This window comes from Streptomyces sp. 11-1-2 (assembly GCF_003595545.1).
GTDB classification, from domain to species: domain Bacteria; phylum Actinomycetota; class Actinomycetes; order Streptomycetales; family Streptomycetaceae; genus Streptomyces; species Streptomyces hygroscopicus_B.
On sequence record NZ_CP022545.1, the window covers coordinates 10400451 to 10423799 of the forward strand.

Consider the following 23349-nt stretch of genomic DNA (forward strand, 5'->3'; position numbering starts at 1 on the left):
GTGTTCGCATGTCAGCCCGACTGCGGCGCGTCACCGGTCCAGACCGGTGACGCGCGCCTGCCGCCATCCGCCTCCGCTCAGTGGGTGCCGACCGCCGCCCGCACCGCGCGCCGAGCCAGCGCGCAGTCGTCATGCAGCCGGCGCAGCAGCAGCCGCTGCTCCTCACCGGCGGGGACCGCGCCCGGCACCACGGGGGCGGGATCGTGCATGGTGCGCTGCACCGCGGTCTCGTACTGGCGGATCTCCCGCGTCAGCACCAGCATCAGATTCACCAGGAAGGAGTCCCGCGCGGCCGGACCCGCGGCCTGCGCCAGCTGGCTGATCTGGCGCCGGGTGACGGGGGCGTCGCCCAGCACCGTCCACAGCGTGGCCAGGTCATAGCCGGGCAGATACCAGCCCGCGTGGTCCCAGTCGAGGAGCACCGGGCCCGCGGGGGACAGCAGGACATTGTTCAACAGAGCGTCGCCATGGCAGAACTGCGCCGGGGTCTGCCGCCCCCAGGCGTGCGAGACGCCGCGCAACAGCTTCTGCAGATCGCCCATGTCCCGGTCGGTCAGCAGCCCGAGCTCGTGATAGCGGGTCAGCCGGGCGGCGTAGTCGATGGGGGCGTCGAACATTTCGGCGGGCGGCCGCCACTGGTTGACCCTGCGGATCGCGCCCAGCACCGCCCCCAGATCGGCGCGCGGCGGAGGTTCGGTGGGGTGGCGCTGCGCGGCCGCGATCCGCCCGGGCATCCGCTCGATGATCAGCGCGCAGTTGTCCGGGTCGGCGGCGATCAGCCGGGGCACCCGCACCGGCGGACGCTGGCGGACGAACGTGCGGTACATCGCTATTTCCCGGCGGAACCGCTCGGCCCACGCGGGGGAGTGGTCCAGCAGGCACTTGGCCACCGCGGTGCTGCGCCCGGTCGCCCCGATCAGGAGCACGGACCGTCCGCTGCGCCGCAGCACCTGCACCGGGTTGAACTCCGGACAGATGCGATGGACCGAGGTGATCGCGGTGCGCAGCTGCGCACCCTGTGGACCGGACAAGTCGAGTCTCCCGCGAGGCGGCACAGTGCCGGGGGCGGCGGTCCGCCGGGCCCGGCCGCCGTGGGCGGGATCGAGGTACGGCCCAGAGCCGGGCAGCTGCCGCCGGTACGGCCGGGGCGGGGCGGACACGGAGGACGACGCTGCGTACATGGGCGATACAGATCCCTTCGTGTGCCGACGAGTTGCGTACGCACCCGGCCCCGAGGCGGGGCCGCACCCTGGGGAATGCGGTCGGTTCAGCTCGATCCGCCACGGGGCCGGGTAACGCACTCCAACATCACACCCCTGCGCGGGTGGCACACCATGTGGCGGACCCTGGCGAACCCTGGCGAATAGTCGCACGGCTCGTGACGGGACCGTTACTGTCAAGTCAGCCGAGGAACCTGGGGGCTTGACGTGACGAGGGAACCCAACACCCGTCTTGCGGACCTGTTCGGCCTCGCCGGATGGTCCAAGGGGGAGCTCGCGAGGCTCGTGAACCGGAAGGCGGCGGCCATGGGCCATCCGCAGCTGGCGACCGACACCTCGCGGGTGCGGCGTTGGATCGACACCGGCGAGACGCCGCGCGATCCCGTGCCCAAGGTGCTGGCGGCCCTGTTCACCGAGCGTCTCGGTCGAGTCGTGACCACTGAGGATCTCGGGTTCGGACGAGGGGGGCGCTCGGGAAAGGGGCAGTCCGCCGACGGGCTGCTCTGGCCGCCCGAGTCCACGGCCGCGGTCCTCACCGAATTCACGGGAATGGACCTTATGTTCAACCGACGCGGCTTGGTGGGTGCGGGCGCCGCGCTCGCCGCAGGATCCGCCATCACCGGTGCCATGAGCGAGTTTCTGCTCTCCGACCCCACCCTCGCCACCGACGCGCCCCGTATCGACAATCCCCTGTCCCTCGACCCCGTGGGCTTCGACCGCTATGAGGCCGCCCCCGTGGGCTCCCAGGAGATCGACGCACTGGAGACCTCGGTCGAGGTCTTCCGCGCCTGGGACGCCGCCCGCGGCGGCGGGCTCCAGCGCAAGGCCGTGGTCGGCCAGCTCAACGAGGTGGGCGGCATGCTCGCCTACCGCCACCCCGAGCATCTGCAGCGCAGGCTGTGGGGGGTGGCGGCCAACCTGGCGGTGCTCGCCGGCTGGATGTCCCATGACGTCGGCCTGGAGCCCACCGCCCAGAAGTACTTCGTCATCGCCGCCCACGCGGCCCGCGAGGGCGGCGACCGGCCACGGGCGAGCGAGGCGCTCTCCCGGGCCGCCCGGCAGATGGTCCACCTGGGCCGCCCGGACGACGCCCTGGATCTGATGAAGCTGGCCAAGACCGGTGCGGGCGAGGCGGCGCTGCCGTGCACCCGGGCCATGTTCTGCACCATCGAGGCATGGGCGCAGGCGTCCAAGGGCCACGGCCAGGCGGTGCGCCGCGCCCTGGGCGAGGCGGAGGAGCTGTTCGTCTCGGCCCGGGACGACGGACCGGCGCCGAGCTGGATGCAGCTGTTCAACGAGGCGGATCTGTACGGGATGCAGGGGCTGGTCTACCGCACCCTCGCCGAGCACGAGCCGGGGGCGGCGGGCATCGCCGAGAGCCATGCCAAGAAGGCGCTGCGGATGCGGGAGGGCGGGCGCCAGCGGTCCCAGATCTTCGACCACATCTCCATCGCCTCGGCCTGTTTCATCGGCGACGATCCCGAGCAGGCCGACCGCTATGCCCGGCTGGCCCTGCTGACGATCGAGCAGAACTCCTCGCATCGCACCTGGGACCGGCTGCGCGAGATGTACCGGCTCACCGGGCGGTACTCCACGACACCGGCCATCCGGGAGCTGCGTGAGGAGATCCAGCAGGTGATGCCGAAGAGTGGCGCGGGGAAGGGCGGCCCGGGGCTGAAAGGGTCCGGCTCCATCGCCACGAGCGCGGCCGTCTAGCGGCCGGGCCACGCCTCATAACGGGCCACGCCTCATAACGGGCCACGCCTCATAGCGGGCCACGCCTCATAAGGGGCCTGACGAGGGGGCAACGCCTTACGACGAGTCAACCATTAAGAAACAAGTCAACCGTACGGGAAGCCAACGCCTTACGAGGGCCGATCACCGCGCCAATGCGGGAAGCCGCGTCATGCGCGGACACCGGTGACCCTGGCGATCAGCACACAGGCGTCGTTCCCGCGCGGCTCGTCGCCGAACGTCTCGGCCACGGTCCGTACGCACTCCTGGGCGCCATGGGCGGCGGTCAGCCGTGGCGCGAGCGCGAGCAGCCGCTCGGTGGCGCCCTCGGCGTCCCGGGCGAGCCGTCCGGTGTACAGCACCAGCAGATCGCCCGGCTCCAGCCGCTCCTCGGACTGGGTATACGCGGCGCCCGTCGTGGCGCCGAGCAGCACGCCGTCGGGAGAGCGCAGCGGGCGCCCCGTCCCGTCGCGGAAGAGCAGCGGGGCGGGGTGTCCGGCCTGCGCCCACACCAGGGTGCGGGTGCGCGGGTCGTACTGCCCGCAGGCGGCGCCGACCAGCGCGGGCTGGGAGGAGACGGCGAGCAGCTGGTTGAGCCGCCCCATCAGCGGGCCCGGCTCGATCCCGGCCACCGCCATGCCGCGCACCGCGCCCAGCAGCATGGCCATACCGCAGGTCGCGGTCACACCGTGGCCGGTGAGGCCGCCGACGCTCAGCAGGGTCCGTCCGTCCGGCAGTTCGAGCGCGTCGTACCAGTCGCCGCCGATCTGGGCGCTGGACTCGGAGGGGAGGTAGTGGGCGGCGAGGTCGAGGGCGGCGCCGTCGGCCGCCGGGCCGGCGCCCGGAAAGCCGTCACCGGCCGGAAGCCGGAGGGAGCCGCGCCATGGCGGCAGCACGGCCTCCTGCACCTCCACCGCCAGCCGGCGCTCGGTCCGCGCGATCCGCCGCTGGTGGCTGAGGGTGTCCCGGCTTTCGCGCACCGCCCGTTCGCTGCGGCGCAGCTCGCTCACGTCCCGGAGCACGGCCCACATGGAGGCGGTGCTGCCGTCGGTGTCGAGCACCGGCTCGCCCGCCATATGGATGGTGCGCACCACCTCGTCCGCGCGCACCACGCGGAACTCGCCGTCGATCGGCTTTCCGTCCACCAGGCAGTCCGTGACCATCGTGGTCAGGATCGGCTGGTCCTCGGAGAAGACCCAGGAGGGCAGCTCGTCAAGAGTGAGCCCGCCGTCCCCGGGGTCGCGGCCGAAGATCCGGCACAGCTCGTCGGACCAGGTCACCTCGTCGGAGAGGAGGTTCCACTCGGCGCTGCCGACCCGGCTCAGCAGCGAACCGCGGCCGGTGGCATCGCTCCCGGCCGGGGCCTCGGCCGTCACCCCCGCGTCGGCTTCCGTCCCCCCGTCCGTCCCCGTCGCGTCGGCTTCGGCTTTGGTCCCCTCGTCCGTTCTGGGGGGATCGGCGAGCAGTCCCTCGCGCAGCTCGCCCAGATGCCGGTCCAGGTCGTCCAGCTGGTGGACGGCGAGCTCGCACAGCGCGCGCTGCCAGCGCACCTGCGCGTCGTCCGTACCGCCCAGGTCCGCGACGGTGTCGCGGCGGACGGCGTCGAGCCCGCCGCGGAGCCGCTGGGTCTGCGAGATGAGGGCGTCGACCGTGTCACGCTGGGGAGGTGGAACGGCGGGATGGTCCGCGGAGCGGGGGGACGGCATGACGTTCTCCGATACGGGCGCGGCGCGGCCGGGTCTTGAGGGGAGGGACCGGTAACGACTCTTGCACAGGCTGCGACATCCCGTAAGCGGTTTGGCAATACCCGATCCGGTGGTGCTTGCGGCATATGCCGATGGCCTTCCGGGGGCATATCGGGCGGGAATCGGCGGAGGGCGCGATTCCGGGTAGGCTGCGGCGCTTGGGAGTCCCTCAGTCCCACGCCGTTCATCAGGCATACGGCGCCAGGACATCGGCAAGAATGCCGATCGACGGAAATCCCGTTGCCAGCGAACCTCCCGCACCGGATGCTGACCTCATGTTCGATCCAGACATAGCGCCCAGCGGCACCCTGCTCGGCCTCCTTCAGCGAGGCCGCGGCGACGGGACCCTGCATGCCCTCGCCGCGCCGCGGGCCGAGGCGCTCGCGGCACTGCACCACTGTGTGCTGCGCGACCCCCGCCGTGACTGGCAGGTCGAGAACCGCTCGCTCTATTACGCCAGGCTCTGCCTGGACCTCGACGCCGAGCTCGACGAAATCGAACAGCATCTGTTCCATCCCGACGACCTGGTCAACGACGACGAGGCGCGCACCGGGCTCGCCCTCTCCGTCCTCGGCCACCTCGCCGCCTACGGCAGGGCCGACGCCCTGCGGCTGCTGCGACGCTACACCGCGGCGGGCAGCAACTGGCAATGGGCCCTGGACGAGCTGGCCCTGCGCGACGACGACTCCGGGCTGCGCGGCCTGGCCCCCGCGGTCCTGGCCCGCTTCCCCGAGACCTCCGAGGGCGACGCCGAGCTGGCCACCGTCGTACGCGGCGCCTACGAACCCCGGCCCTGGCGGCTGTGGGCCGGCGATCCGCACCACGGGCCGCGGGTGCGCGCGGCGGCGGAGCAGGGCGCCTTCGACCGGTGGCAGCGCCAGATGCGGCCCTCGGGACCGCGCCCCGGATGGAGCGTCCACGACATCCTGCTGTGGGCCCAGCGGGAGCACGATCTGAAGCCGGACGCCCGCCGCCCCGACGCGGCGGCCCGCTGCCTGGCCGCCGTGGCCGGTCCCGAGGACCGGCCCGAACTCCTCGCCGCCGCCGCGTCGGCCCCCGACGCCGCCCGCGCCGCCGCGCTGCGGCATCTCGCGGAGATCGGCGACCCCGAGGTGCTCGACCTGATCGAGGCGGCCGTGGCCGAGCCGGACGCCTCGGAGCTGGTCTCCCAGGCGGCCCTCTCCGCCTTCGAACGCATGCGTAGCATCTCCGCCCTCGACCGGGCCCGCGTCTGGGCCCACCGCCCCGACGCCCTCGGTGACGCGGCGGCCGCGATGCTCTCCTGCCGCGGCGGTCAGTACGACACCCCGCTCGTGCTCGCCGCCCTCCGCCGCACGGTCCGGGCCGAGGGCCCGGACGCCCAGATCCTGTGGACGCTCGTCGACGGCGCCGGACGCCTGGCGATCTCCTGCGCCGCGCCCGTACTGCGCCATGTCTACCGCGAGACGGCCTCCTCCCACCTGCGTGGCCGCGCCGCCCGCGCGCTGGCCGCCACCGATCCGTCCTTCGCGGCGGGCTTCGCCGTCGAATGCCTCTGGGACTGCGAGGAGAGCACCCGCGAACTCGCCGCCCGGCACGCCGCCACCGCCGACACCCGCGTCGTCGAACAACTCCGCCGGCTGGCCGCCGACCCGGCGGAGGAGGCCGAGGTCCAGACGGCGGTCCGCAGCCGCATCGGGCCCGAAACCCCGGACTTCTGATCCCGCCGGCCGCCCCGGAGCGCGATCTCGCGCCGGGGCGCGCAACCTCGGAGGCGGCAGGCGCGTCTTCCCCGGCAGGGTGAAGGGATCGTCACCCTCCGTACCTCCGCGCCACCCGAACAGGATGTTCACCCAGGCGACAGTTTCACGCCGGGTGACCGGTCGGTCATTGAGGCGGGTTCATGCGGGTTTGATGTGATCTCGCCGGGGTGCTGAGGAGGGCCCGGGGAGCGCGAAGGCCAACGCTCACGGGACGTTCTACGGCGCGAAACGTGCACGATGCCGCAGCCACCCTTCGTACGCCGACAACACCGGTATGCGTGTCGCCATCGTGACTGAATCCTTCCCACCCGACATCAACGGCGTCGCTCACTGCACGCTGCAGACGGCCGACCATCTCCACCGCCGTGGTCATCACCCCTTGGTCATCGCACCGGCGGGTCCCCCCGGAGGCGCACCGCCCGCCGCGGCCGGCGGGCCACCCGAGAGCCAAGGGGAGCTCGACCGGTCGCATCCGTACCCCGTCATCCGTATCCCCTCCCTGCCCCTGCCCGGCTATCCGCAGGTCCGGGTCGCGCTGCCCAGCCGTAAGCTCGCCGCCGCCATCACCTCCCACCACAGCGACGTCGTCCACCTCGCCAGCCCCTTCGTGCTGGGCGCGCGCGGGATGACGGCCGCGCTCCGGCTGCGGATACCGGCGCTGGCCGTTTACCAGACCGACCTCGGCTCCTACGCCCGCACCTACCTCGGCGCGGGCGAGAACGCGGCCTGGCGGCGCATCCGCGCCGTGCACACCGCCGCCGACCGCACCCTGGCTCCTTCCACCGCCTCCGCCCGCGACCTCGAGGAGCACGGCGTGCCGCGGATCCGGCTGTGGCCGCGCGGGGTCGACACCGAGCGCTTCCACCCCTCGCGCCGCGACCCGGAGCTGCGCCGCTCCCTCGCCCCCGGCGGTGAGCTGATCGTCGGATACATCGGCCGCCTCGCCCCGGAGAAGAACGTCGAGCTGCTCGCGCCGCTGAGCCGGCTTCCCGGCGTCCAGGTGGTCGTGGTCGGGGACGGGCCGAGCGAGCCCGCGCTGCGGGCGGCCATGCCGACGGCCCGCTTCCTCGGCCGCCGCACCGGCAACGACCTGGCCCGCGTCTTCGCCTCCCTGGACGTCTTCGCCCACACGGGGCCCCAGGAGACCTTCTGCCAGACCGTGCAGGAGGCCCAGGCCAGCGGCGTCCCGGTGGTCGCGCCCGCGGCGGGCGGCCCGCTCGACCTAATCGACCACGGGCGTACGGGGCTGCTGGTGCCGCCCGGGGACGCGACCGAGGTGACCGACGCCGTATCGCTGCTCTCGGCCGACGCGAAGCTGCGCGCGGCTCTGGGGCACGCCGGCCGGGAGGCGGTCGAGGGCCGCACCTGGGCGGCGATCGGCGACCAGCTGATCGACCACTACACCGAGGTCCTGGCGGCCCGTACGGCGGTCGCGGCATGACCGCCGGGCGGCAGTCGGGGCCGATACCCGCGCCTCTGTGCCGCGTGGGCGGAGAAGCGAATGAAAGGCGCACAGCATGAGTGCCGTGGGAGGAAAGAGCAGCATGAGCGACGGCAAGGGCCTGCGCATCGTCCGGCTGGCCAACTTCGTCACCCCCGCCTCCGGCGGCCTCCGCACCGCGCTGCGCGAGCTCGGGGCCGGTTATCAGGCGGCCGGGCACGAGGCCGTCCTGGTGGTGCCGGGCGAGCGGGTCTCGGACGAGCGGACCCGGCAGGGGCGGGTGATCACGCTCCCCGGGCCGACCATCCCCGGTACCGGCGGCTACCGCGTCCTGACCGACCGGCGGCGGCTGACCCGGCTGCTCGACGGCCTGGCACCGGACCGGCTCGAGGTGTCGGACCGCACCACCCTCCGCTGGACGGGGGAGTGGGCGCGGCGCGCCCGCGTACCGGCCGTGATGGTCTCCCACGAGAGCGCGGACGCCGTGCTGCGCACCTGGGGTGTGCCGGACGGGTTCGCCCAGGGCGCCGCGGACCGGCTCAACCTCCGTACCGCGCGGGCGTACTCGCGGATCGTCTGCACCACCGAGTGGGCGGCGCGCGAGTTTGTGCGGATCGGCGCGCGGAATGTCGTACGCGCCCCTCTGGGCGTGGATCTCGGCCACTTCCACCCCTCCCACTACGACGCCGCGCTGCGGGACCACCACCGCGGCGAGGCGGCCGTTCTCCTCGCCATGTGCTCGCGGCTCTCGCCCGAGAAGCGGCCGGGCCGGGCGCTCGACGCGCTCGCCGAGCTGCGGCGGCGGGGCGTCTCCGCGGCGCTCGTGGTCGCCGGGGACGGGCCGCTGCGGCCGCGCCTGGAGGCCCGCGCCCACGCCGAGGGGCTTCCGGCCGTCTTCCTCGGCCATGTGGCGGAGCGGGCGGGGCTCGCCGCCATCCAGGCCAGTGCCGATGTCGTGCTGGCGCCGGGCCCGGCGGAGACCTTCGGCCTCGCGGCGCTGGAGGCGCTGGCGTGCGGTTCGCCCGTCGTCGTCAGCGCGCTCTCCGCGCTGCCCGACATCGTCGGCGCCGCGGGCGAGACCGCCGCGGACAACGGAACGGCCTTCGCGGACGCCGTGGAGCGCGTTCTGGCCCGCTCGGAGCCCCTCCGCCGGGCGGCGGCCCGGGCACGCGCCGAGCGCTACGGCTGGCCCGCCGCGGTCGCCTCCTTCCTGACCGCCCATGACGCGTGCACCGAGGGCGTCCGTTGCGCCGACGGCGGCCGGGTCCCGGCCGCAGCGCTTCCGGCCGCCACGGCGGTCTCCGAGCACCGGGCAGTCGGCGGTGTGCGGTGAGCGCAGCCGGCGCTCACACGGGGGACCGCGCTGGTACGGAACCGTCTCGTACGGAGAACGCCCTTACGGAGGCCGTCCTTACGGAGGCCGTCCTTACGAAGACGGAGACGGAGGGTGCGGGGCAGGGTTCCACCACTGCCCCGCGCCCGGCGGCCGGGCGGACGCCCGGCCCGGCGCCGGGCCCGGGCGACGGCGCGGAGCCGCGCAGGCTGCGGTTCGCCGCCCTCGGCGACTCGCTCACCGAGGGGCTCGGCGACCCGGCGCCCGGCGGCGGATGGCGTGGCTGGGCCGCACTTCTGGCGGCCGCCACCGGGCCGCATCCCGATGAGCCCGTGGAGTTCGTCAATGTGTCCCGCAGCGGGGCGCTGGCCGCCGATGTCGCCGGTGAGCAACTGGCCGAAGCCCGCCGCGCCCGCCCGCATCTGGCCTCGGTCGTGGTCGGCGGGAACGACACGCTGCGCGACTCGTTCGACATCCACCGGGTCGCCGAGGCCCTCGACCGTACGATCGGCGCGCTGCGCGCCGACGGCGCCGTGGTGCTCACCGCCTGCCTGCCCGACCCCGGGTGGATGCTGGGGCTGCCCTCCGCGCTCGCGCGCCCCCTGGGACGCCGGATGCGCGCGGTGAACACCGTGGTGCACGCGCTGTCCCAGCGGTACGAGGCGGTCCATGTGGAGCTCGGCTACCACAGCTGGGTCGCCGAGCGGCGGGCGTGGAGCGTGGACCGGCTGCATCCCAGCGAGCTCGGGCACCGGCTGCTGGCCAGGGAGTTCCACAGCGCCCTGCGTGCCCGGTCCATCGCGACCGGCGCTCCGCCGTCCCTGGAGCTCGACGGTATCGCGCCCTCGCGCGCCGCCTCCGCGTGGTGGATGGCGACCCGCGGCACCCGCTGGATCGCGGACCGCTGCACCGACCTCCTGCCCGGCCTGGTCGCGCTGGCGGCCCTGGAGTGGAGGCACCGCCTCCGGGGCACCGCGCAGCTGCTGGAGGAGCGGGACCGGCGGGCGACTCTCGCCGCGCTCACCGCGGTGACCAGCGGCCCGGCCCCCGCCCTGCTCCCTCACCCGCCCGCCGGCTCCCTCACCGAGCGGCCCACGCCCTCGTCCGCCGACCCGCTCGCCCAGCGGTCCGCACCCGCGCCCGCCGCCCCGCCGGCTCACCCGCCCGCCGATCCGTTCATCGCCGACACACCGCCGCCCGCTGCGACAATGGCGGGGTGACGGGTCGCTGGGAATTCTGGATCGACCGGGGCGGAACCTTCACGGACGTCGTCGGCAAGCGTCCGGACGGCCGCCTGGTCACCCGCAAGCTGCTCTCCCACCACCCCGAGCGCTATACCGACGCCGCCGTCGCCGGGATCCGGCAGACGCTGGGGCTCGGCCCCGGTGAACCGGTCCCGGCCGACCGGATCGACGTCGTCAAGATGGGCACCACGGTCGCCACCAACGCCCTGCTGGAGCGCAAGGGCGAGCCGACCGTCCTCGTCGTCACCGAAGGCTTCCGGGACGCGCTGCGCATCGCGTACCAGAACCGGCCCCGCCTCTTCGACCGCCGGATCCTGCTCCCCGAGGCGCTGTACGACCGCGTGGTGGAGATCCCCGAGCGGGTGGACGCCCACGGCGAGATCGTCCGCCCCCTGGACCTCGACGCCGCCGCCGAGGCGCTGCGCACCGCCCACCGCGACGGCTTCCGCAGCGCGGCCGTCGTCCTGCTGCACGGCTATCGGCACGCCGCCCACGAACAGGCCATTGCCGCGGTGGCGCGCGACCTCGGCTTCCCGCAGGTGAGCTGCTCCCACGAGGTCAGCCCGCTGATGAAACTGGTGTCACGCGGCGACACCACCGTGGTCGACGCGTATCTCTCGCCCATCCTGCGCCGCTATGTGGAGGACGTGGCCGCCGAACTGCGCGGTATCCGGCTGATGTTCATGCAGTCCAACGGAGGGCTCCGGGAGGCCGCGCACTTCCGGGGCAAGGACGCGGTGCTGTCCGGACCGGCGGGCGGTGTGGTGGGCATGGCGCGCTCCTCCAGCGAGGCCGGACACGACCGCGTCATCGGCTTCGACATGGGCGGCACCTCGACCGATGTCTCGCACTACGCGGGCGAGTTCGAGCGCGTCTTCGGCACCGAGGTCGCAGGGGTGCGGATGCGCGCCCCGATGATGAACATCCACACCGTGGCGGCGGGCGGCGGTTCGGTGCTCCACTTCGACGGCCGGCGCTACCGCGTGGGGCCGGACTCGGCAGGCGCCCTCCCCGGCCCCGCCTGCTACCGGCGCGGCGGCCCGCTGACCGTGACCGACGCGAATGTGATGCTCGGCCGGATCCAGCCGGACCACTTCCCGGCGGTCTTCGGCCCGCACGCCGACCAGCCGCTGGACGCGGCGACGGTCCGGGAGCGCTTCGCGGCGCTCGCCGAGGAGATCGCGGAGGCGACCGGCGACCGGCGCGGACCGGAGGAGGCCGCGGCGGGCTTCCTGGACATCGCGGTGCTCAATATGGCCAACGCGGTCAAGAAGACCTCCGTGCAGCGCGGCCGTGACGTCACCCGTTACGCGCTCACCAGCTTCGGCGGCGCGGGCGGCCAGCACGCCTGCGCGGTCGCCGACGCGCTCGGCATCGGCACGGTGATCGTGCCGCCGCTCGCGGGGGTGCTCTCCGCGTACGGCATCGGGGTGGCCGACGCCACCGCCATGCGCGAGCAGGCCGTCGAGGCGGAGCTGGGCGAGGAGACGCTGGCGCGCGTGCGCGAGCTGTGCGCACGGCTGGCCGGCCAGACCCGGGACGAACTGCTCGCGGACGGTGTCCCGGAGGACACCCTGGACACCGTCGCCCGCGGCCATCTGCGGTACGCGGGCACGGACTCCAGCATCCCCGTCCCGCTGGGCTCCGTCCCCGCGATGACCGAGGACTTCGTCCGGGCACACCGCGCGCGCTACGCCTTCACCATGGACAAGCCGCTGGTCGTGGAGGCGGTGTCGGTCGAGGCGGTCGGCGCCTCCGGGCCCACCGGCGGCCATGCCGTGGAACGGCCGCCCAGAAAGGGCGAACTGGCGCCCGTGACGACCGTAAGGATGTTCGCGGAAGGGCGATGGCAGCGGACGGCACTGTATGAACGCGACCGTATGCGCCCACCGGACCGGGTCACCGGGCCCGCGATCATCGCCGAGGAGGACGCCACCACCGTGGTCGACCCCGGGTGGCAGGCCACCGCGGGCGAAGGCGGCCATCTGCTGCTCACCCGGGTCCGGCCGCGGCCGAGCACCACCGCGGTCGGCACCGAGGCGGACCCCGTGATGCTGGAGGTCTTCAACAGCCTCTTCATGGCCATCGCCGAACAGATGGGCGTGCGCCTGGAGCACACCGCCCACTCCGTCAACATCAAGGAGCGGCTCGACTTCTCCTGTGCCCTCTTCGACGCCGAGGGCAATCTCATCGCCAACGCCCCGCACATCCCGGTGCACTTGGGCTCCATGGGCGAGTCCATCAAGGAGGTGCTGCGGCGCAACGGGGACACGATGCGGCCCGGTGATGTGTACGCGATCAACGACCCGTACCACGGAGGCACCCACCTGCCCGATGTCACCGTGGTCAGCCCGGTCTTCGACGAGGCGGGAGACGAACTGCTCTTCCTTGTCGCCTCGCGCGGCCACCACGCCGAGATCGGCGGGATCACCCCCGGCTCCATGCCCGCCTTCAGCCGCACCATCCAGGAGGAGGGCGTCCTCTTCGACAACTGGCCGCTGGTACGGGACGGGGCGCTGCGCGAGCCGGAGACCCGTGAACTGCTGACCTGCGGTCCGTACCCGTCCCGCGCCCCGGACGCCAACCTCGCCGATCTGCGTGCCCAGATCGCCGCCAACGAGAAGGGCATCCAGGAACTGCGCCGGATGATCGGGCAGTTCGGCCTCGATGTCGTGCACGCCTATATGGGGCACGTCCAGGACAACGCCGAGGAGTCCGTGCGCCGCATCGTGACCGGCCTCAGCGACGGCTCGTACCGCTACGAGACCGACAGCGGGGCGGTCATCCATGTCACCCTTACGGTGGACCGCGCGGCGCGCGGCGCCCTCCTGGACTTCACCGGCACCTCGCCCCAGCGGCCGGGCAACGACAACGCGCCCAGCTCGGTGGTGATGGCGGCCGTGCTCTATGTCTTCCGGACGCTGGTCGCCGAGGACATCCCGCTCAACAGCGGCTGCCTGAAGCCCCTCGAGGTCCGCATCCCCGAGGGCTCGATGCTGGCGCCCGTCTTCCCGGCCGCCACGGTCGCCGGGAACGTCGAGACCTCCCAGGCCGTCACGGGCGCCCTGTACGCCGCCCTGGGCGTCCAGGCCGAGGGCTCGGGCACGATGAACAACGTCACCTTCGGCAATGACCGCGTCCAGTATTACGAGACGGTCGCCAGCGGTTCCGGCGCGGGAGACGGTTTCGACGGCGCGGACGCCGTACAGACCCATATGACCAACTCCCGGCTGACCGACCCCGAGGTGCTGGAGTGGCGCTATCCGGTGCGGGTGGAGAGCTTCGCGATCCGCCGGGACAGCGGCGGCCGCGGCCACTGGCGCGGCGGCCACGGCGTCACCCGCCGCATCCGCTTCCTGGAACCGATGACCGTCGCCCTGCTCACCGGCCACCGGCGGGTGCCCCCGTACGGCATGGCGGGTGGCGAACCGGGTGCGCTGGGCGCGAACCTGATCGAGCGCGCCGACGGTTCGGTGGACCGCCTGGAGGGCCGCGACACGGCGGACGTCGGGGTGGGGGACATCCTGGTCGTCCACACGCCGGGCGGCGGCGGTTACGGCCCGGCGGAGGGGGCCGGGGACTGATTGCCGGTGGCCGGTGCCGGATTGGACGCATGACCGCTCACCGTCGCGTGGCGGGGCTGACGCCCCCGGGGACGGGCCGAGGCGGCCCCGGGGCTCACCGAGGAAGCCCGGTGTGAGCCATGGCGCATTCGGATCCGTTTGCCGCCGCCACGATCGGAAACCCGACCCTTATCGAAGCCCGCCAGGACGCGCCCGCATGATTCCCGGGCGGCGCCCGCTCGCGAACCATGCGTGTGTGCCCGACGGCGGGCGTTTACAGCACCGTCGTTCACGGAAGGGGCAGCCATGGCCTGGTGGCAGAAGGCCGAATGCACGCACGAGGACCCGGAGCTGTTCTTCCCGGTGGGGGTGGCGGGCCCGGCCGCCCAGCAGCAGGAGGCGCGGGCCAAGGAGGTCTGCCACCGCTGTCCGGTGATCCAGGAGTGCCTGGAGTACGCGCTGGAGACCGGGATGACCCACGGGGTCTGGGGCGGAGTCGGTGAGGAGGAGCGCCGCGCCCTGCGCCGCAAGGTGCAGCGCAGGGAGCGGGTCGGCGCACGGCGGGCCCGCTAGGGGTTGCCGGGGCTGGGTCCTATCCGGGCCAGGGCCGGTTACGGGGTGTCCGGCGGACCACGCGGAGGCTCCGCCCCGGGACCCGGGGCGGAGCCCCAGTTGAGGGAAGGGGAGCAGCCTGCCGCAGGCGTCAGGATCCGTCGTCGGACACCTCCTGGCGCAAGGGCCTGTCAATAGCTGAGCCCGCCCGCGACGTTGCGCCGCGCAGGCGGCCCCCAGGAGGCCCGGCCCAGCGGGGTGAACCGCACCGGGGTGCCGGGGACGGCCTGCGCGGCGGCGGCCAGATACGGCTCCGGCACGACGCCCACGACCGGGTAGCCGCCGGTCGTCGGATGGTCGGCGAGGAAGAGCACCGGCCGTCCGTCCGGCGGGACTTGGAGCGCGCCGAGCGCCATCCCCTCACTGGCCAGCTCACCGTCCTTCGCCCGTTCCAGCGAGGGGCCCTCGGTCCGCAGGCCGATCCGGTTGCTCGCGGCCGAGACCCGGAAGTCCCCGGTGATGAGGGTGCGCAGCCCCGCCGGGGTGAACCAGTCGTCGCGCGGGCCGAGCACCACGGGAAGCACCAGCTCCGGTGCGACGCCCCGATGCGGTACCCCGTCCACACCGGGCGCGGGCCTGCCCGGCGGCCCGAGCCGCAGCACCGCGCCGTCCGCGAGCGGGGCCGGGCCCAGCCCGGAGAGCACATCCGTGGCCCGGCTGCCGAGCACCGGCTCGGCCTCGACACCACCGTCGAACGCCACATAGCTGCGCACCCCGTGGGCGGCGGCCCCGGCCTCCAGGAGCGCGCCCGCGGCCACCCGTACGGCCGCTCCCCACGCCGCGGGGCGGCCGTCGACCGTGACCGGGCAGGGCGCGCCGGTGACCGCGACCGTCGCCGGGCGGCGCAGCCGCACCGCACAGCCGGCCAGCGTGGTCTCCAGGGTGGCGGCCCCTTCGGCGTTGCCCACCAGGCGGTTGGCGAGCCGGTGGGCGGGCTGGTCGAGCGCACCCGAGCGGGGCACCCCGAGATGGGCATGGCCGACGCGGCCCAGGTCCTGGACCGTGGTCAGGGCTCCCGGGCGTACGACGACGAAGGCGCTGTCGGTCATGGCGCAGTCCCTCCCGGAGCGGGGCCCGGTGCCGGGCCCGCCGCACCCCGTGCCGGGATGAAGCGGACGCGGGTGCCGGGGGTGAAGAGGGCCGCCGGGTTCCGTGCGGTGTCCCACAGCACGGCGTCCGTGGTGCCGATGAGCTGCCAGCCGCCGGGGGACGAGTGCGGATAGACGCCCGTGTACCCGCCCGCGAGGGCCACCGAGCCGACCGGTACCCGGGTCCTGGGCGTCGCGTGGCGCGGCACATGGAACCGCTCGGGCAGCCCCGTCAGATAGCCGAAGCCGGGCGCGAAGCCGCAGAAGGCCACCCGGAACTCGGTGCCGGAGTGGATCCTTACGGCTTCCTCGGGCGTCACCCCCCACCGCTTCGCGACCTCGGCCAGATCGGGCCCGTCGTAGCGCACGGACACCTCGACGATGTCGCTGTCGCCGCGGTCCAGCGGCGGTATCCGCCAGCCGGGCAGCTCGGTGGCGAGCCGCCCGGGGTCGGCGAGCCCGTCGAGGAACACGGTGCGGGCGGCGGGCACGATCTCGCGTACGGCGGGCAGCTCCCGCGCGGCGGCGCGGCGCAGCAGCTCGGCGTGGAGCGCCTCGGCCGCCTCGCCGCTGTCGACCTCGATGAGCAGCCCGTGCTCGCCGACGGGCAGGGACCGCAGAGTCATGCGAACGCCGCCACGCGCACTCCGGCGGCCGTCAGCTCGCCCCGCACCCGGCGGGCCAGGTCGGCGGCGCCGGGGGTGTCGCCGTGGACGCACAGCGAGCGCACGTCGACCTCGATGCGCTGTCCGTCGATCGAGGTCACCGCGCGGTCCCGGGCGAAGCCGAGGGCGCGCTTGACCACCGTGTCCGGGTCGGAGACCACGGCGCCGGGCTCGCCGCGCGGGACGAGGGTCCCGGCGGCGGTGTAGGCGCGGTCGGCGAAGGCCTCTGCGATCACCGGCAGCCCGGCCGCTCGGGCCGCCTCGTGCAGCCGGGACCCGGGCAGCCCCAGCACCGGCAGCGGACCACCCGCGGCCAGCCGGACGCCCTCGACCACGGCGGCGGCCTGCGCCTCGTCGTGCACGCTGCGGTTGTAGAGCGCGCCATGCGGCTTGACGTAGTGCACCCGCGCCCCGGCGGCGCGGGCGAAGATCTCCAGCGCGCCGATCTGATAGGCGATCTCGTCGGTCAGCTCCCGCGGCGGGACGTCCATGCTGCGCCGACCGAAGCCGGCCAGGTCACGGTAGGAGACCTGGGCCCCGATGCGCACCCCGTGCTCGGCGGCCAGCTCGCACACCCGGCGCATGGTCGAGGGGTCCCCGGCGTGGAAGCCACAAGCGACATTGGCGCTGGTGACGATGGACAGCAGGGCCTCGTCGTCGGTGAGCTCCCAGCGGCCGAACCCCTCGCCGAGGTCGGCGTTGAGATCGATGGACAGGTTCGCCAAGGATGCGGTCATATCCGTCCGTTCGGGGCGTGGGGGATACGTGAGGGGCTGTGGATGGCACCACAAGGTAAGCGATCGTTGAACGATCCGACAAGATGGTTGTTGTCCGGTGACGGTTTCTGGGCTTGACTTCTCGCTATACGGGACGAACGAGACATCGAACAGGGGCTGATGTGGCGAACGGGACAAAAGGCGTAAACCGCCGGTCCGGCGAGTCGTCGGAGGAATCGTCGGACGAGTCGCCGGGGATGCCGGAGACGCCGGAGGCGGTGGAGACGGCCGGGTTCCCCCAGGTCTCCGGTCTCGTCGCCGGGCTCGAGGCCGACCGGGCCCTGCTGGGGCGCACCAGCACGGCGGAGCGCGTCGCCGACATTCTGCGCGACCGCATCGCCGAGGGGTTCTTCCCGCCCGGCACCCGGCTGTCCGAGGACAGCGTGGGCGGTGCGCTCGGCGTCTCGCGCAACACCCTCCGTGAAGCGTTCCGCCTGCTGACCCATGAGCGGCTGCTGGTGCACGAGCTGAACCGCGGAGTGTTCGTCCGCGTCGTCACGGTCGACGACCTCAATGACATCTACCGCGTGCGCCGGCTCGTCGAATGCGCGACGGTGCGCGGCCTGGGGGAGCCGCCCTACGCGGTCCAGGCGGTCGAGGCGGCGGTCCTGGCGGGCGAGCGCGCCGCGCGGGACCGGGCCTGGCAGGACCTGTCCACCGCCAATATCCGCTTCCATCAGGCGATCGTCTCCCTCGCCGGAAGTCCCCGCGCGGACGAACTCATGCGCGGGGTGCTGGCCGAGCTCCGGCTGGTCTTCCATGTCATGGCCGACCCCCGCCGCTTCCACGCCCCCTATCTGGTGCGCAATCGCCAGATCCTGGAGGTGCTGCAGAGCGGCGACGCGGTGGAGGCGGAGCGGCTGCTCGCCTCCTACCTGGACGATTCCCAGGGGCAGTTGGCCGATGCCTACGGACGGAAGATGTCCCGGCGATAGAGGTTTCCCAGCGGTAAACGATCCGACGGAGCCGGAACAAGTTCGTTTCAGGCTCTTGTCGGATCGTTGAACGAACGCCTAGCCTCCGGTGCACTCTCCTCACGCCCCCGTGAGGTCCTTCTGCGCGGAAGGCTGGACGCATGATCGTTCTCCTCGGCGTCCTCGTGGTGATCCTCGGCTTCGCCACACGACGCAACCCGTTGCTGGTGGTGGGGGTCGCCGGCATCGCCACCGGACTGCTGGCCAAGCTCTCGCCCCAGGAGATCCTGGCGGCCTTCGGCGACGGCTTCGCCTCCAGCCGCTCGGTGACGATCTTCGTCATCACCCTGCCCGTGATCGGCCTCCTCGAGCGCAACGGCCTCCAGGAGCAGGCCCGGACCCTCATCGGGCGGCTCGGCAAGCTCACCACCGGCCGGTTCCTCGCCCTCTACCTGGCCCTGCGCCAGCTCACCGCCGCGCTCGGCCTCACCAGCATCGGCGGCCCCGCCCAGAGCGTCCGGCCCATGGTCGCGCCGATGGCCGAGGGCGCCGCGGAACGCCGCCACGGTCCGCTGCCCGAGCGGGTCCGCGAGCGCGTCCGCTCGTACTCCGCCAGCGCCGACACGGTCGGGCTGTTCTTCGGCGAGGACTGCTTCCTGGCCATCGGCTCGATCCTGCTGATCACCGGGTTCGTCAACACCACGTACCACACCCATCTGGAGCCGCTGCAGCTTGCGCTGTGGGCCATCCCCACCGCCGTCTGCGCGTTCCTCATCCACGGCTTCCGGCTGCTGCGCCTGGACCGCTCCCTGGACCACGACCTCGCCGCCCCCGGCGGCCGATCCGCTGCCGAGGGCAGCCGCACCGCGGAGGAAGCCAAGTGATCAAGGCGGAGTGGTTCTACTGGCTCGTCGGCGCCGTCTTCCTCGCCATGGCCGCCCAGATGGCCGTCGACCGCAGCAACCCCAAGCGCCTTGGCTCGGCCGCCTTCTGGGGGCTGCTCGGCGGCTGCTTCTTCTACAGCAGCTGGGTGGTGGAGAAGAAGGCCCCGGCCGAACCGCTGGGCGTCGCCGTCCTCGCCATGGTCTGCCTCGGCGGCTTCCAGCTCACCGGGCGTGGCGTGCCGAACACGACCACCCCCGAGCAGCGCACCGCCACGGCCGCCCGGCTCGGCAGCAAACTGTTCGTCCCGGCGCTCACCATCCCGCTGGTCGCCGTCGTCTGCGCCTCGGCCGTCAAGCACTGGCACATCGGGGGCGAGCCGGTCCTGGAGGAGGGCAGCGAGACCATCCTCGGCCTCGGCTTCGGCGCGATCGCCGGGCTGCTGGTCGCCATGGTCGTGGTGCGCGAGCGGCGGCCCTCGGTGCCCCTGCATGCCGGCCGGAGCCTGCTGGAGTCCATGGGCTGGGCGCTGCTGCTGCCCCAACTGCTCGCCGTGCTCGGCTCCATCTTCCAGGTGGCCGGGGTCGGCACCCAGGTCGGCAAGATCACCGAGCAGCTGCTGCCGGACGGCCAGAAGTACATCGCCGTGGCCGTCTACTGCGTCGGAATGGCCCTGTTCACCATCATCATGGGCAACGCCTTCGCCGCCTTCCCGGTGATGACCGCCGCCATCGGCTGGCCCGTGCTCATCCAGCAGATGCACGGGGATCCGCCCGTCGTCCTCGCCGTCGGCATGCTGGCCGGATTCTGCGGCACGCTCGTGACCCCCATGGCCGCCAACTTCAACCTGGTGCCCGCCGCGCTGCTGGAACTCAAGGACCAGTACGGGCCCATCAAGGCGCAGATCCCCACCGCCGGTGCGCTGCTGGTCTGCAACATCGCCATCATCTCGCTCTTCGCCTTCTGAAGGGGGCCGCTGTGACCCGAGTTCTTCTCACCGGCTTCGAGCCCTTCGCGGGCTCGGACGTCAACCCGTCGTGGCAGGCCGTCTCCCTCGTCGCCGCCGATCCGCCGCCCGGCACCGAGGTCACGGCCGTACAGCTCGCATGCGTCTTCGGCACCGCCCTGGAGGAACTGGCCGCCGCCGTGGAGGAGGCCGACCCCGACCTGGTGCTGTGCGTGGGCCAGGCCGGCGGCCGTCCCGGTGTCACCGTCGAGCGGGTCGCGATCAACGTGGACGACGCCCGCATACCCGACAACGCCGGACGGCGGCCCATCGACGAACCGGTTGTCGAGGGCGGCCCCGCCGCCTACTTCGCCTCCCTGCCCGTCAAGGCGTGTGTCGCGGCCGTCCGCGAGGCCGGGATTCCGGCCGCCGTCTCGCAGACGGCCGGAACCTTCGTGTGCAACCACGTCTTCTACGGCCTGGCCCATCTCATCGCCACCGAGCGGCCCGCGCTGCGCGGCGGCTTCGTCCACCTCCCGTACGCGCCCGAACAGGTCGTGGACCGCGCTGAACCCGCACTGCCCGCCGCGATGTCCGCCGACGCACTGCGGGCGATCATCGGGGCGGCCGTGCACAACCGGACCGACCTGCGCATCGCCGAGGGAGCAACGCATTGAACGAGCCGCACGAGCCGCACGAGCCCGACGAATCCGACGGGCCGGACGAGAGGGGGAGCGAACTCGGCCGGTACGCGGCCCGGTTCGCCGCCCTGGCCACCGCCAACGTCACCCGGGCCTACCCCAACGCCCCGGGGCATCTGCTGCGCGGACCGGAGGACTTGGTGGAGCCGCGCCGGTACCACCCCGCCTTCTACGGCTCCTACGACTGGCACTCCGCGGTCCATATGCACTGGCTGTTGGCCCGGCTGCTGCGCCGCTGCCCGGACCTCATCCGCGCCGACGAGGTCACCGCCGTACTGGACGGGCACCTTACGGCCGATGCCCTGGCCGCCGAGGCGGACTATCTCCGTGCCCATCCCTCCTTCGAGCGCCCTTACGGATGGGCCTGGCTGCTCGCGCTGACCGCCGAGTGCCGGAGCCTCCCGGGAGCCGCGGGCGAGCGCTGGGCGAAGGCCCTGGAACCGGCCGCCGACGCCGTCTGCGCGCTGCTGGGCGGATGGCTGGCACGCGCCACCTACCCGGTGCGGCACGGCGTCCACACCAACAGCGCCTTCGCCCTCGGCCTGGTCCTGGACAGCGCGGCCGCCGCCGGCGTCAAGACGATCGTCGAACCGGTCACCGAGGCCGTCCTCGGCTGGTTCGCCGATGACCACGACGCCCCCGTCCACTGGGAGCCCTCCGGGCAGGACTTCCTCTCGCCCGCGCTCACCGAGGCCGAGGCGATGAGCCGGGTGCTGCCGGAAGAGGAGTTCGCGCGCTGGCTGGAACGCTTCCTCCCCGGCGTCGAATGGGGTGAGCCCGTCACCGTGCTCACCCCGCCCGTCGTCTCCGACCCGGCCGATCCCCAGATCGGTCATCTCCTCGGCCTCATCCTCAGCCGGGCCGCCGCGCTCCGCCGCCTGGCCGCCGCCCTGCCGCACGGCGATCCGCGGGCGGATGTGCTGCGGACGGCGGCCCGTGACCATCTGGCCGCCGGGCTCCCCGCCACCGACTCCGGGGACTTCACCGGCGACCACTGGCTGGCCACCTTCGCGGTGCTCGCCCTGGACGGACCACCGGCCGGTGAGCCGTAGACTGACGGATCGGTGAGGTGCGGGGGACGCGCCGGTGTACGCGCGTGCACGCCCGGGGGATCTGGTGCCTCATACCGGGATCTCCGTGCCGTTTCGTACGTTGTCGGTGCGACGGCCTACTCTGTGCGACGTGACATCTCCACCCCCCGGGGCCGCCGCGCCCCAGCTCAACACCGCTGAAGGGGCTGCCCGGCCGGCCCCGGGCCCGGCCGCCGACGAGGGCCTGGCCCGGCGGCTGCGCGCGCTCGCGTGCACCGCGCCGCTGCACGACCTCGACGCGCGCAAGGCCAACCTGGCGGGGGAGTACGGGGTGTACGCGATGGCGGAGGTCGCCCTCGCCGCCATCGACCTCGTCACGCTCCACATGGACTTCGACACCGGCGCCGACCACGAGCAGATAGTGGCCAGGCTGCTGCCCCGCGTCGCGGCCCAGGCCCCCGGGCGCCCCGCCGCCGAGCACGACCGGGTCGCCCGCTGGGTGGTGGAGAACCTGATCAACGTCGGCAGTGTGGACCGCGGCTTCCGTGCCGTTTACGGCACCTTCGGGCCCGATGGGGTGTATGTCCGCAGAGATTATGACTTCAAGCTGATCGAAGAGGTGCCCGGCCCCGGCGGCAGCGTCTATCTGCGCACCACCGACGAGGCGGTCAACGTCCTGGTCGGCGCCCTCGACACGGATGTCACCAGCGCCCAGATCGCCGCCGAGGTCAAGCTGGAGGTCCTCATCAGCCGGGGCCGGCTCGCCGACGCCCAACTCGCCGCCGAGCAGGCCCGCTATCGCACCGTGCAGTACTCGGAGACGCTGCGCCGCACCCTCGACGCCACCCGGCGCAACGTCCGCGCCGTCGACTGGCTGAGCACCGTCCCCGAGCTGATCAGCGAGGCGCTCGACCACGTCGCCGACCGCTACCGCCATGAGAACGCGATCCTCACCAACATCCGTAAGGCGCGCGACGAGGCAGAGAGCGCCGAGCACAAGCGGCGCGCCGCCGAGCTCGTCGACATCGTCAAGGACTGCATCCGGCGCCACACCCAGCTCCAGTCCCGGCTGCTGGAGGCCGGTCCGCTGTTCCGCGCCGAGCAGGACCGACAAGCCTTCGCACCCCCCGCCCCACGCTCCGGATACGACCTGTACGGACAGCTGCTGGCGCCCGTCCTTCCGCTTCCCCTCGATCGCGCGGGCCGGGTCACCGACGCGTTCTTCGCCCGCGGCACCGGCCTGCGCACCCCGACCTCGGTGCGCATGGGCGACCTGGTCGAGATGCTGCTCACCCCGCCGGTGGAACGGGAGCACCTCGGCGCCGAGATGCCCGAGCCTGACCTCATCGCCACCCCCGACGACAGCCGCTTCAGCGAGGAGCAGCTGGCAGTGGCCATGGAGCTGCTCGAGCTGCCCGCCGACGCCCCCCGCCGGCTGTCCGGGCTGCTCGCCGACGCCCGCCGCCGCGACCCCGAACTGCCCTATCTGATCGCCCTCCTCGCCGTCCACGCCGCCAGCCCCCCGGTCGGCACCGCCTACCGCCAGGGCGAGCAGCGGCTGCTGTTCGCCGTGGACGACGGCACCGAGCTGGACGACGCCGAGTTCGGCGGCGCCGACCTGATAGTAGGTACCGCCCTGCTGGACGCGGCCGGTATGGCGGCCGACCGGGCGGAGGTGGCCTGATGGCCATGACCAGTGCATACGCCCCGCG

At 73.3% G+C, this 23349-nt stretch carries 18 protein-coding genes; 13 read left to right on the plus strand and 5 right to left on the minus strand.

Going from position 1 to position 23349, the window contains the following annotated elements; translation table 11 throughout:
* Positions 1 to 77: 77 nt before the first annotated feature.
* The gene (locus tag CGL27_RS44555; protein ID WP_119993311.1) at positions 78 to 1181 is read right to left on the minus strand and encodes an aminoglycoside phosphotransferase family protein; all 1104 of its coding nucleotides are present in this window, start codon (positions 1179 to 1181) and stop codon (positions 78 to 80) included.
* A 246-nt stretch (positions 1182 to 1427) separates the two neighbouring features.
* Here CGL27_RS44555 and CGL27_RS44560 point away from each other — a divergent pair, with 246 nt between their 5' ends.
* Positions 1428 to 2936 (plus strand): hypothetical protein, encoded by a 1509-nt coding sequence (locus CGL27_RS44560; protein WP_119993313.1) that lies wholly within the window; start codon positions 1428 to 1430, stop codon positions 2934 to 2936.
* Between the two features lie 188 nt (positions 2937 to 3124).
* Here the strand turns inward: CGL27_RS44560 and CGL27_RS44565 are convergent, their stop codons facing one another.
* On the minus strand, positions 3125 to 4660 hold the full coding sequence (locus CGL27_RS44565) for a SpoIIE family protein phosphatase (protein WP_119993315.1): 1536 nt from the start codon (positions 4658 to 4660) through the stop codon (positions 3125 to 3127).
* Positions 4661 to 4974: 314 nt separating this feature from the next.
* Between CGL27_RS44565 and CGL27_RS44570 the strand changes: the two genes are divergently transcribed.
* The 6 genes from CGL27_RS44570 to CGL27_RS44595 all read left to right on the plus strand — a co-directional run bounded on the left by CGL27_RS44570 (position 4975) and on the right by CGL27_RS44595 (position 14595).
* Positions 4975 to 6399, plus strand: coding sequence for a HEAT repeat domain-containing protein (locus CGL27_RS44570; protein ID WP_119993316.1), 1425 nt, complete (start codon positions 4975 to 4977; stop codon positions 6397 to 6399).
* Between the two features lie 316 nt (positions 6400 to 6715).
* Positions 6716 to 7882 (plus strand): glycosyltransferase family 1 protein, encoded by a 1167-nt coding sequence (locus CGL27_RS44575; RefSeq protein ID WP_119993318.1) that lies wholly within the window; start codon positions 6716 to 6718, stop codon positions 7880 to 7882.
* 103 nt (positions 7883 to 7985) lie between these two features.
* On the plus strand, positions 7986 to 9215 hold the full coding sequence (locus CGL27_RS44580) for a glycosyltransferase (RefSeq protein WP_119993320.1): 1230 nt from the start codon (positions 7986 to 7988) through the stop codon (positions 9213 to 9215).
* Positions 9212 to 10435, plus strand: coding sequence for an SGNH/GDSL hydrolase family protein (locus tag CGL27_RS44585; protein ID WP_119993321.1), 1224 nt, complete (start codon positions 9212 to 9214; stop codon positions 10433 to 10435). The genes CGL27_RS44580 and CGL27_RS44585 overlap by 4 nt, the downstream gene beginning before the upstream one ends.
* The gene (locus CGL27_RS44590; RefSeq protein WP_119993323.1) at positions 10432 to 14043 is read left to right on the plus strand and encodes a hydantoinase B/oxoprolinase family protein; all 3612 of its coding nucleotides are present in this window, start codon (positions 10432 to 10434) and stop codon (positions 14041 to 14043) included. The genes CGL27_RS44585 and CGL27_RS44590 overlap by 4 nt, the downstream gene beginning before the upstream one ends.
* 285 nt (positions 14044 to 14328) lie before the next feature.
* The gene (locus CGL27_RS44595) at positions 14329 to 14595 is read left to right on the plus strand and encodes a WhiB family transcriptional regulator (RefSeq protein ID WP_078645830.1); all 267 of its coding nucleotides are present in this window, start codon (positions 14329 to 14331) and stop codon (positions 14593 to 14595) included.
* 170 nt (positions 14596 to 14765) lie between these two features.
* Here the strand turns inward: CGL27_RS44595 and CGL27_RS44600 are convergent, their stop codons facing one another.
* The 3 genes from CGL27_RS44600 to CGL27_RS44610 are packed head-to-tail and all read right to left on the minus strand — an operon-like array spanning position 14766 to position 17124.
* Positions 14766 to 15683, minus strand: a complete 918-nt coding sequence (locus tag CGL27_RS44600; protein ID WP_119993325.1) for a biotin-dependent carboxyltransferase family protein — start codon at positions 15681 to 15683, stop codon at positions 14766 to 14768.
* On the minus strand, positions 15680 to 16348 hold the full coding sequence (locus CGL27_RS44605) for an allophanate hydrolase subunit 1 (RefSeq protein ID WP_078645832.1): 669 nt from the start codon (positions 16346 to 16348) through the stop codon (positions 15680 to 15682). The genes CGL27_RS44600 and CGL27_RS44605 overlap by 4 nt, the downstream gene beginning before the upstream one ends.
* A complete protein-coding gene (locus CGL27_RS44610; RefSeq protein WP_119993327.1) occupies positions 16345 to 17124 on the minus strand; it encodes a 5-oxoprolinase subunit PxpA in 780 nt (259 codons plus the stop codon). The genes CGL27_RS44605 and CGL27_RS44610 overlap by 4 nt, the downstream gene beginning before the upstream one ends.
* Before the next feature lie 236 nt (positions 17125 to 17360).
* Here CGL27_RS44610 and CGL27_RS44615 point away from each other — a divergent pair, with 236 nt between their 5' ends.
* From CGL27_RS44615 to CGL27_RS44640, 6 genes are all read left to right on the plus strand, one after another.
* Entirely contained in the window at positions 17361 to 18098 is a 738-nt protein-coding gene (locus CGL27_RS44615) for a GntR family transcriptional regulator (protein WP_205587850.1), read from the plus strand.
* A gap of 140 nt (positions 18099 to 18238) precedes the next feature.
* Positions 18239 to 18961, plus strand: coding sequence for a DUF969 domain-containing protein (locus tag CGL27_RS44620; protein ID WP_078645834.1), 723 nt, complete (start codon positions 18239 to 18241; stop codon positions 18959 to 18961).
* Positions 18958 to 19926, plus strand: coding sequence for a DUF979 domain-containing protein (locus CGL27_RS44625; protein WP_078645835.1), 969 nt, complete (start codon positions 18958 to 18960; stop codon positions 19924 to 19926). Before CGL27_RS44620 ends, CGL27_RS44625 begins: the two co-directional genes overlap by 4 nt.
* Positions 19927 to 19937: 11 nt before the next feature.
* Positions 19938 to 20582: a pyroglutamyl-peptidase I gene (gene pcp, locus CGL27_RS44630; RefSeq protein ID WP_119993328.1), complete on the plus strand. Its 645-nt coding sequence runs from the start codon at positions 19938 to 19940 to the stop codon at positions 20580 to 20582.
* A 92-nt stretch (positions 20583 to 20674) separates the two neighbouring features.
* The gene (locus CGL27_RS44635) at positions 20675 to 21658 is read left to right on the plus strand and encodes a DUF2891 domain-containing protein (protein ID WP_119994859.1); all 984 of its coding nucleotides are present in this window, start codon (positions 20675 to 20677) and stop codon (positions 21656 to 21658) included.
* A gap of 130 nt (positions 21659 to 21788) precedes the next feature.
* On the plus strand, positions 21789 to 23321 hold the full coding sequence (locus CGL27_RS44640) for a hypothetical protein (RefSeq protein WP_078645837.1): 1533 nt from the start codon (positions 21789 to 21791) through the stop codon (positions 23319 to 23321).
* The last annotated feature ends 28 nt before the right edge of the window (positions 23322 to 23349 follow it).

What these genes read in the sequence shown, in the direction of transcription:
- CGL27_RS44605 (WP_078645832.1), bottom strand. Translation starts at nt 16,348, where the DNA reads ATGACTCTGCGGTCCCTGCCCGTCGGCGAGCACGGGCTGCTCATCGAG.
- CGL27_RS44600 (WP_119993325.1), bottom strand. Translation starts at nt 15,683, where the DNA reads ATGACCGACAGCGCCTTCGTCGTCGTACGCCCGGGAGCCCTGACCACG.
- CGL27_RS44615 (WP_205587850.1), top strand. Translation starts at nt 17,361, where the DNA reads ATGCCGGAGACGCCGGAGGCGGTGGAGACGGCCGGGTTCCCCCAGGTC.
- CGL27_RS44610 (WP_119993327.1), bottom strand. Translation starts at nt 17,124, where the DNA reads ATGACCGCATCCTTGGCGAACCTGTCCATCGATCTCAACGCCGACCTC.
- CGL27_RS44595 (WP_078645830.1), top strand. Translation starts at nt 14,329, where the DNA reads ATGGCCTGGTGGCAGAAGGCCGAATGCACGCACGAGGACCCGGAGCTG.
- CGL27_RS44570 (WP_119993316.1), top strand. Translation starts at nt 4,975, where the DNA reads ATGTTCGATCCAGACATAGCGCCCAGCGGCACCCTGCTCGGCCTCCTT.
- CGL27_RS44620 (WP_078645834.1), top strand. Translation starts at nt 18,239, where the DNA reads ATGATCGTTCTCCTCGGCGTCCTCGTGGTGATCCTCGGCTTCGCCACA.
- CGL27_RS44555 (WP_119993311.1), bottom strand. Translation starts at nt 1,181, where the DNA reads ATGTACGCAGCGTCGTCCTCCGTGTCCGCCCCGCCCCGGCCGTACCGG.
- CGL27_RS44575 (WP_119993318.1), top strand. Translation starts at nt 6,716, where the DNA reads ATGCGTGTCGCCATCGTGACTGAATCCTTCCCACCCGACATCAACGGC.
- CGL27_RS44580 (WP_119993320.1), top strand. Translation starts at nt 7,986, where the DNA reads ATGAGCGACGGCAAGGGCCTGCGCATCGTCCGGCTGGCCAACTTCGTC.
- CGL27_RS44565 (WP_119993315.1), bottom strand. Translation starts at nt 4,660, where the DNA reads ATGCCGTCCCCCCGCTCCGCGGACCATCCCGCCGTTCCACCTCCCCAG.